The following is a 6,835-nucleotide window of genomic DNA, read 5'->3' on the forward strand; positions in this document are numbered from 1 at the left end:
CGGAATGCGGCTGTCTCGTTATGCGTGCACATGCCCATGGAAAGACCGACAGAGGTTGTCGGCTTTTGGTGGAAGCCTCACAGACATGGAGACCACCCAGAACCTGACCGGAAAGATCGCCCTCGTCGCGGGCGCCACCCGCGGCGCGGGCCGTGCCATGGCGGTGGAGCTCGGCCGCGCCGGAGCCACCGTGTACGTGACGGGCCGCACCACCCGCACCCACACCAGCGAGACCGGCCGCACCACCGAGACCATCGAGGAGACCGCCGAACTCGTCGACGCGGCGGGCGGCCGCGGCATCGCCGTGCCCACCGACCACCTGGAGCCCGAGCAGGTCGAGGCCCTCGTCACGCGCATCGACCAGGAGCAGGGCCGCCTGGACATCCTCGTCAACGACATCTGGGGCGGCGACGTCCACGTCGAGTGGGACAAGAAGATGTGGGAGCACGACCTCGACAAGGGGCTGCGCATCCTGCGCCTGGGCATGGAGACCCACATCGTCACCAGCAGGTACGCGCTGCCGCTCCTGATCAGGAACCCCGGCGGCCTGGTCGTCGAGGTCACCGACGGCACCGAGGAGTACAACCGCGCCAACTACCGCAAGCCCTTCTACTACGACCTCGCCAAGGCGGCCCCGCTGCGGATGGCGCACGACCTCGCCAAGGAGGTCGAGGAGTACGGCTGCACGGCGCTCTGTCTGACGCCGGGCTGGCTGCGCTCGGAGTTCATGCTCGACACCGCCTTCAAGGTGACCGAGGAGAACTGGCAGGACGGCTGCGAGCAGAACCCGCACTTCGCGATCTCCGAGACGCCGGCGTTCGTGGGCCGCGCCCTGGTCGCACTCGCCGCCGACCCCGACGTCAAGCGCTGGAACGGCGCCTCGCTCTCCAGCGGCGGACTCGCCAAGGAGTACGGCTTCACGGACGTGGACGGCTCCGCTCCGGACGCCTGGCGCTACATCGCGGAGGTCGAACAGACGGGCAAGGAGGCGGACGTCACCGGCTACCGGTAGAGCTCGGCGGCCCGCGCGGCGGCGTCCGCGAACCGCGCGCGCAGCCCCGCGGGCGCCACCACCTCCACCTCCGGGCCGAGCGACAGGAGCTGGGTGTACGCCACGTCCTCGTTCTCGACGGGCAGCGTGACCGTCACCCGGCCCGTCGCGTCGGGCTCGCCCGCCGACTCCAGCGCCTCCCGCACGGAGACGGCGTCGGTGGCGTGCGGCAGCCTCCGCACGCCCGCCTCGGTCAGCCGCACCACCACCTCGGCCCGCAGGATCCCCCGCGCGAACTGCGCGGCCCGCTCGTCCCAGAAGCCCGGCAGGTCGAACTCCTCGTCCCGCACGAACCGTTCCTCGTCCGCGTCGACCGCGGTGAACCGGTCGATGCGGTACACGCGGTACGCACCCGACTCGGGCACTCGCGCGCACAGGTACCAGACACCCGCCTTCAGCACGAGCCCGTACGGCTCCAACTCCCGCTCCACCTCGGTGTCCTGGCGGCGGTAGCGGGCGCGCACCCGCCGGTCGTCCCACACCGCGTCCGCCACGGCGGGCAGCAGCTCGGGGGCGGGCGTGTCCTGGAACCAGCCGGGGGCGTCCAGGTGGAACCGCTGCGAGGCGCTCTGCGAGGCGTCCCGCAGCGAGGGCATGAGCGCCGCCGACACCTTGAGCCGGGCCGCCGACGCTGCGTCGGCCAGCCCCATCTCCCGCAGCGCGCCCGGCACCCCGGACAGGAACAGGGCCTCCGCCTCACTGCGGCCGAGCCCCGTGAGGCGGGTGCGGTAGCCGCCGATGAGCCGGTAGCCGCCGGTGCGCCCCCGGTCCGCGTAGACCGGCACGCCCGCCTCGGACAGCGCCTGCGCGTCGCGGGTGATCGTCCGCTCGGACACCTCGAGCTCGGCGGCCAGCTCGGCGGCGGTCATGGCGGGCCGGGCCTGCAGCAGCAGGACCATCTTGATGAGGCGGGCAGCGCGCATGGCCCCATGATGCCGGTGCGCACATACGGGTGCGGCCCCCGCCGTCAGGCAGGGGCCGCACCCGTATGTCGAGCCGGAGGGCTACAGGCCGTACTTGGCCCGTGCCTCCTTCACCGCGGAGGCGGGCACCTCGCCGCGGCGGGCGAGCTGCGCCAGCGTGGCGACGACGATCGACTCCGCGTCGATGCCGAAGTGGCGACGGGCGGCGTCACGCGTGTCGGAGAGACCGAAGCCGTCCGCACCGAGCGAGGAGTAGTCCTGCTCGACCCACTGCGCGATCTGGTCGGGGACCTGGCGCATGTAGTCGGAGACCGCGAGCACCGGACCCTGAGCACCCTCGAGCGCCGTACGGATGAACGGCGTCCGCTCCTCGCCGCGCAGGATGGCCTCGTCGGCCTCCAGCGCGTCGCGGCGCAGCTCCGTCCAGGACGTCGCGGACCACACGTCGGCGGCCACGCCCCACTCCTCGGCGAGCATCTTCTGCGCGGCGAGGGTCCAGTGGATGGCCGTACCCGAGCCGATCAGCTGGATGCGCGCGGCGTTGGCCGCGGGCGAGAGACCGGCGGTCTCGGCGGTGTTGAAGCGGTACAGGCCCTTGATGATGCCCTCGTCGACACCCGCGGGCTTCGCGGGCTGCGGCATCGGCTCGTTGTAGACGGTGAGGTAGTAGAAGACGTTCTGGTCTTCGCCCTCGTGGGCCTCGCCGTACATGCGGCGCAGACCCTCCTTGACGATCGCGGCGATCTCGTACGCGAACGCCGGGTCGTACGACAGCGCGGCCGGGTTGGTCGCGGCGATCACCGGCGAGTGGCCGTCCGCGTGCTGCAGACCCTCACCCGTCAGCGTCGTGCGGCCCGCGGTGGCGCCGACGAGGAAGCCGCGGCCGAGCTGGTCGCCGAGCTGCCACATCTGGTCGGCCGTGCGCTGCCAGCCGAACATCGAGTAGAAGATGTAGAACGGGATCATCGCTTCGCCGTGCGTGGCGTACGCGGTGGACGCGGCGATGAAGTCCGCCATCGAACCGGCCTCGGTGATCCCCTCGTTGAGGATCTGGCCGTCCTTGGCTTCCTTGTAGTACATCAGCTGGTCGCGGTCGACCGGGTCGTACGTCTGGCCCTTCGGCGAGTAGATGCCGAGCGACGGGAAGAGCGACTCCATGCCGAAGGTGCGCGCCTCGTCGGGGACGATCGGCACCCAGCGCTTGCCGGACTCCTTGTCGCGTACGAGGTCCTTCACCAGGCGTACGAAGGCCATGGTGGTCGCGATCGACTGGCTGCCGGAGCCCTTGTCGAACGAGGCGAAGGACTTGTCGGCCGGGGCGGGCAGCGGCGCGAGCGGCTGCGTGCGGCGGGCCGGGGCGGGACCGCCGAGCGCGGCACGGCGCTCCTGGAGGTAGCGGACCTCGGGGGAGTCGGCGCCGGGGTGGCCGTAGGGCACCTGGCCGTCGACGAAGTCGCTGTCCGGGATCGGCAGACCGAGCAGGTCGCGCATGTCCTTGAACTCGTCCACCGAGAGCTTCTTCATCTGGTGGTTGGCGTTCTTGGACTCGAAGCCCTTGCCGAGGGTGAAGCCCTTGACCGTCTGCGCGAGGATCACGGTCGGCGCGCCCTTGTGGGTCAGCGCCGCACGGTAGGCCGCGTAGACCTTGCGGGCCTCGTGGCCGCCGCGCGAGAGGTGGAAGCACTCGCTGATCTTGTCGTCGCTGAGCAGCTTGCCCAGCTCGACGAGTGCGGGCTCGGCACCGAAGAAGTGCTCGCGGATGTAGGCGGCGTCACGCGTCGCGTACGTCTGGAACTGCGCGTCCGGCACCTCGCGGAGGCGGCGGACCAGGGCGCCGGTGGTGTCGAGCTGGAAGAGCTCGTCCCAGGCGTTGCCCCACATGATCTTGATGACGTTCCAGCCGGCGCCGCGGAACTGGGCCTCCAGCTCCTGGACCACGCGGAAGTTGGCGCGGACCGGGCCGTCGAGGCGCTGCAGGTTGCAGTTGATGACGTACGTGAGGTTGTCGAGGCCCTCACGCGCGGCCAGTGCGAGGGCCGCCGTCGACTCGGGCTCGTCCATCTCGCCGTCACCGAGGAACGCCCACACGTGCGAGGCGGAGACGTCCTTGATGCCGCGGTTGGTGAGGTACCGGTTGAAGCGCGCCTGGTAGATGGCGGAGAGCGGGCCCAGACCCATGGAGACGGTCGGGAACTCCCACAGCCAGGGCAGGCGGCGCGGGTGCGGGTAGGAGGGCAGGCCGTTGCCGCCCGCCTCCTGCCGGAAGTTGTCGAGCTGCGCCTCGTTCAGACGGCCGTCGAGGAAGGCGCGGGCGTAGATGCCGGGGGAGGCGTGGCCCTGGATGTACAGCTGGTCACCCGACCCGTCCCCCTCCTTGCCCTTGAAGAAGTGGTTGAAGCCGGTCTCGTACAGCCAGGCCGCGGACGCGAAGGTCGCGATGTGGCCGCCGACGCCGTGCTTGGAGCCGCGCGTGACCATGGCGGCCGCGTTCCAGCGGTTCCACGCCGTGATCTTCCGCTCCATCTCCTCGTCACCGTCGACGGACGGCTCGGCGGAGGTGGGGATGGTGTTGACGTAGTCCGTCTCCAGCAGCTTGGGCAGCGCCAGGCCCGCGCCCTCGGCGCGCTCCAGCGTGCGGCGCATCAAGTACGCGGCACGGTGCGGCCCGGCCGCCTTGGTGACGGCGTCCAGGGAGGCCTGCCATTCGGCGGTCTCCTCGGGGTCGCGGTCCGGGAGCTGGTCGAGCTCGCTCGGCTGGATTGCGGAGGGGTCGGTCATGTCGCCGCCTTCCTGAGTCGGAGGGGGTCCCCTGTTCGGTAAGGGGTGGGGGTGCCCGGTTCTTGGCAGGACAGGGCGTAAGGCTCGGGTGGGAGCCCGTCGGAGACTCTAACTCCGTGATCGATGATCGATCAAAGGGTTGAAGGGGAAAACTCCTTCATACCGAGAAAGTCGGCATCCGGTGCCAGCAATGCGGGCACGCGGTGCCTTCGATTTAAAGGGTTTACGCAGGTGAGAGCACGTATGGAGTCGAGGCACCACGGATGAGCGCCCCGCGTCCGCAGTCCTCAGGCCCGCGGCGCGCACCCCAGGACATGGGACTTGACCAGGTCCGCGATCGCGGGATCCCGGCGCCGGAAGGCGGAGACCAGGGCCTCGTGCTCCTCCGCGTACGACTGCTGGACCGTGCCCAGCCAGCGGATCGACAGCGCGGTGAAGACCTCGATGCCGAGGCCCTCCCAGGTGTGCAGGAGGACGGAGTTGCCCGCGGCCCGCACCAGCTCGCGGTGGAAGCCGACGGTGTGCCGCACCTGGGCCGTGCCGTCGGTGGCCCGGTCCGCCTCGTAGAGCGCCGCGACGTGGGGTTCCAGGGCCGAGCAGTCCTCGGCGAGCCGCTCGGCCGCCAGCTCGGCGGCGATGGCCTCCAGGCCCGCCCGGACCGGGTAGCTCTCCTCCAGATCGGCGGCCGTCAAATTGCGTACGCGTACACCTTTGTTGGGCGCCGACTCGATCAGCCGGAGCGTCTCCAGCTCGCGCAGCGCCTCACGGACGGGGGTCTGGGAGACCTCGAGCTCGACCGCGATCCGGCGCTCCACGATGCGCTCGCCCGGCTTCCAGCGCCCGCTGACGATCCCCTCCACGATGTGCTCGCGGATCTGTTCGCGCAGCGAGTGAACAACGGGCGCGGTCATGTGGGCTCCTCCGGCGGGGCAGCGCCCCAGGGCGTTGTGACCCCTAGACAATACGGCGACGCCCCCGCTCGGAAACCTCCGAACGGGGGCGTACGCGCTGATGAGACGAGTCTTACAGCCTCAGGGCCGCAGGACTACAGGCCGAGCTCGACCTCGAACTCGCCGGCCTCCAGGATCGCCTTGACCGCGGTCAGGTAGCGGGCGGCGTCCGCGCCGTCCACCAGACGGTGGTCGTAGGAGAGCGACAGGTACGTCATGTCACGGACGGCGATGGTCTCGCCGAGGTCCGGGTGGTTGATGACGACCGGGCGCTTGACCGTGGCACCGATGCCGAGGATCGCGGCCTGGTTCGGCGGCACGATGACCGTGTCGAACAGGGCGCCGCGCGAACCGGTGTTGGAGATCGTGAAGGTGGCGCCGGACATGTCGTCCGGGGTGAGGCCACCGCCACGGGCCTTGCCCGCGAGCTCCGCGGTCTTCTTCGAGATACCGGCGATGTTCAGGTCGCCCGCACCCTTGATGACCGGCGTCATCAGACCCTTCTCGGCGTCAACGGCGATGCCGATGTTCTCCGAGTCGAAGTACGTGATGGTGCCTTCGTCGTCGTTGATCCGGGCGTTGACGACCGGGTGGGCCTTCAGCGCCTGGGCGGCGGCCTTGACGAAGAACGGCATCGGGGAGAGCTTGACGCCCTCGCGAGCCGCGAACGAGTCCTTCGCCTTGGCGCGCAGCTTCATCAGCTTGGTGATGTCGACCTCGACGACCGAGGTCAGCTGGGCCTGCGAGTGCAGCGCCTTCATCATGTTGTCGCCGATGACCTTGCGCATGCGGGTCATCTTGACCGTCTGGCCGCGGAGGGGGGAGACCTCCAGGGCCGGGGCCTTCGAGGCGGCCGGGGCAGCGGCGGCCGGGGCCGGGGCCGACTTCTTGGCCTCGGCGGCGGCGATGACGTCCTGCTTGCGGATGCGGCCGCCGACACCGGAACCGGTGACCTCGGAGAGGTTCACGCCGTTCTCGGAGGCGAGCTTGCGCACCAGCGGGGTGACGTAGGCACCGTCGTCGGCCGGGGTGGCCTGCGCCGGGGCGGCAGGCGCGGCCGGGGCCGGCTGGGCCGGGGCGGCGGGCTTGGCCGGAGCCGGGGCGGCAGCGGCGGGCGCGGCCGGAGCGGCGGG

The 6,835-nt window shown here is 70.8% G+C and carries 5 protein-coding genes; 1 reads left to right on the plus strand and 4 read right to left on the minus strand.

The features are described 5' to 3' along the window. Positions 1–85 precede the first annotated feature (85 nt). A complete protein-coding gene (locus ABZV77_RS36545; protein WP_356266607.1) occupies positions 86–1,012 on the plus strand; it encodes an SDR family oxidoreductase in 927 nt (308 codons plus the stop codon). Here ABZV77_RS36545 and ABZV77_RS36550 read toward each other — a convergent pair. The 4 genes from ABZV77_RS36550 to sucB form a co-directional block, all read right to left on the minus strand. Further along, positions 1,003–1,974, minus strand: coding sequence for a WYL domain-containing protein (locus ABZV77_RS36550; RefSeq protein ID WP_356266609.1), 972 nt, complete (start codon positions 1,972–1,974; stop codon positions 1,003–1,005). The genes ABZV77_RS36545 and ABZV77_RS36550 overlap by 10 nt on opposite strands. Before the next feature lie 81 nt (positions 1,975–2,055). Further along, positions 2,056–4,752 (minus strand): pyruvate dehydrogenase (acetyl-transferring), homodimeric type, encoded by a 2,697-nt coding sequence (gene aceE / locus ABZV77_RS36555; protein WP_356266611.1) that lies wholly within the window; start codon positions 4,750–4,752, stop codon positions 2,056–2,058. A gap of 287 nt (positions 4,753–5,039) precedes the next feature. Then, positions 5,040–5,663, minus strand: a complete 624-nt coding sequence (locus tag ABZV77_RS36560) for a GntR family transcriptional regulator (RefSeq protein WP_356266612.1) — start codon at positions 5,661–5,663, stop codon at positions 5,040–5,042. 134 nt (positions 5,664–5,797) lie between these two features. After that, the coding region (sucB, locus tag ABZV77_RS36565) for a 2-oxoglutarate dehydrogenase, E2 component, dihydrolipoamide succinyltransferase (RefSeq protein WP_356266614.1) at positions 5,798–6,835 on the minus strand (1,038 nt) is incomplete at its 5' end.

Source organism: Streptomyces sp. NPDC004732 (genome assembly GCF_040609235.1).
Classification (GTDB): domain Bacteria; phylum Actinomycetota; class Actinomycetes; order Streptomycetales; family Streptomycetaceae; genus Streptomyces.

Coding starts and splice junctions, on each gene's coding strand:
- ABZV77_RS36545 (WP_356266607.1), top strand. CDS start 86: ATGGAGACCACCCAGAACCTGACCGGAAAGATCGCCCTCGTCGCGGGC.
- ABZV77_RS36550 (WP_356266609.1), bottom strand. CDS start 1,974: ATGCGCGCTGCCCGCCTCATCAAGATGGTCCTGCTGCTGCAGGCCCGG.
- aceE (WP_356266611.1), bottom strand. CDS start 4,752: ATGACCGACCCCTCCGCAATCCAGCCGAGCGAGCTCGACCAGCTCCCG.
- ABZV77_RS36560 (WP_356266612.1), bottom strand. CDS start 5,663: ATGACCGCGCCCGTTGTTCACTCGCTGCGCGAACAGATCCGCGAGCAC.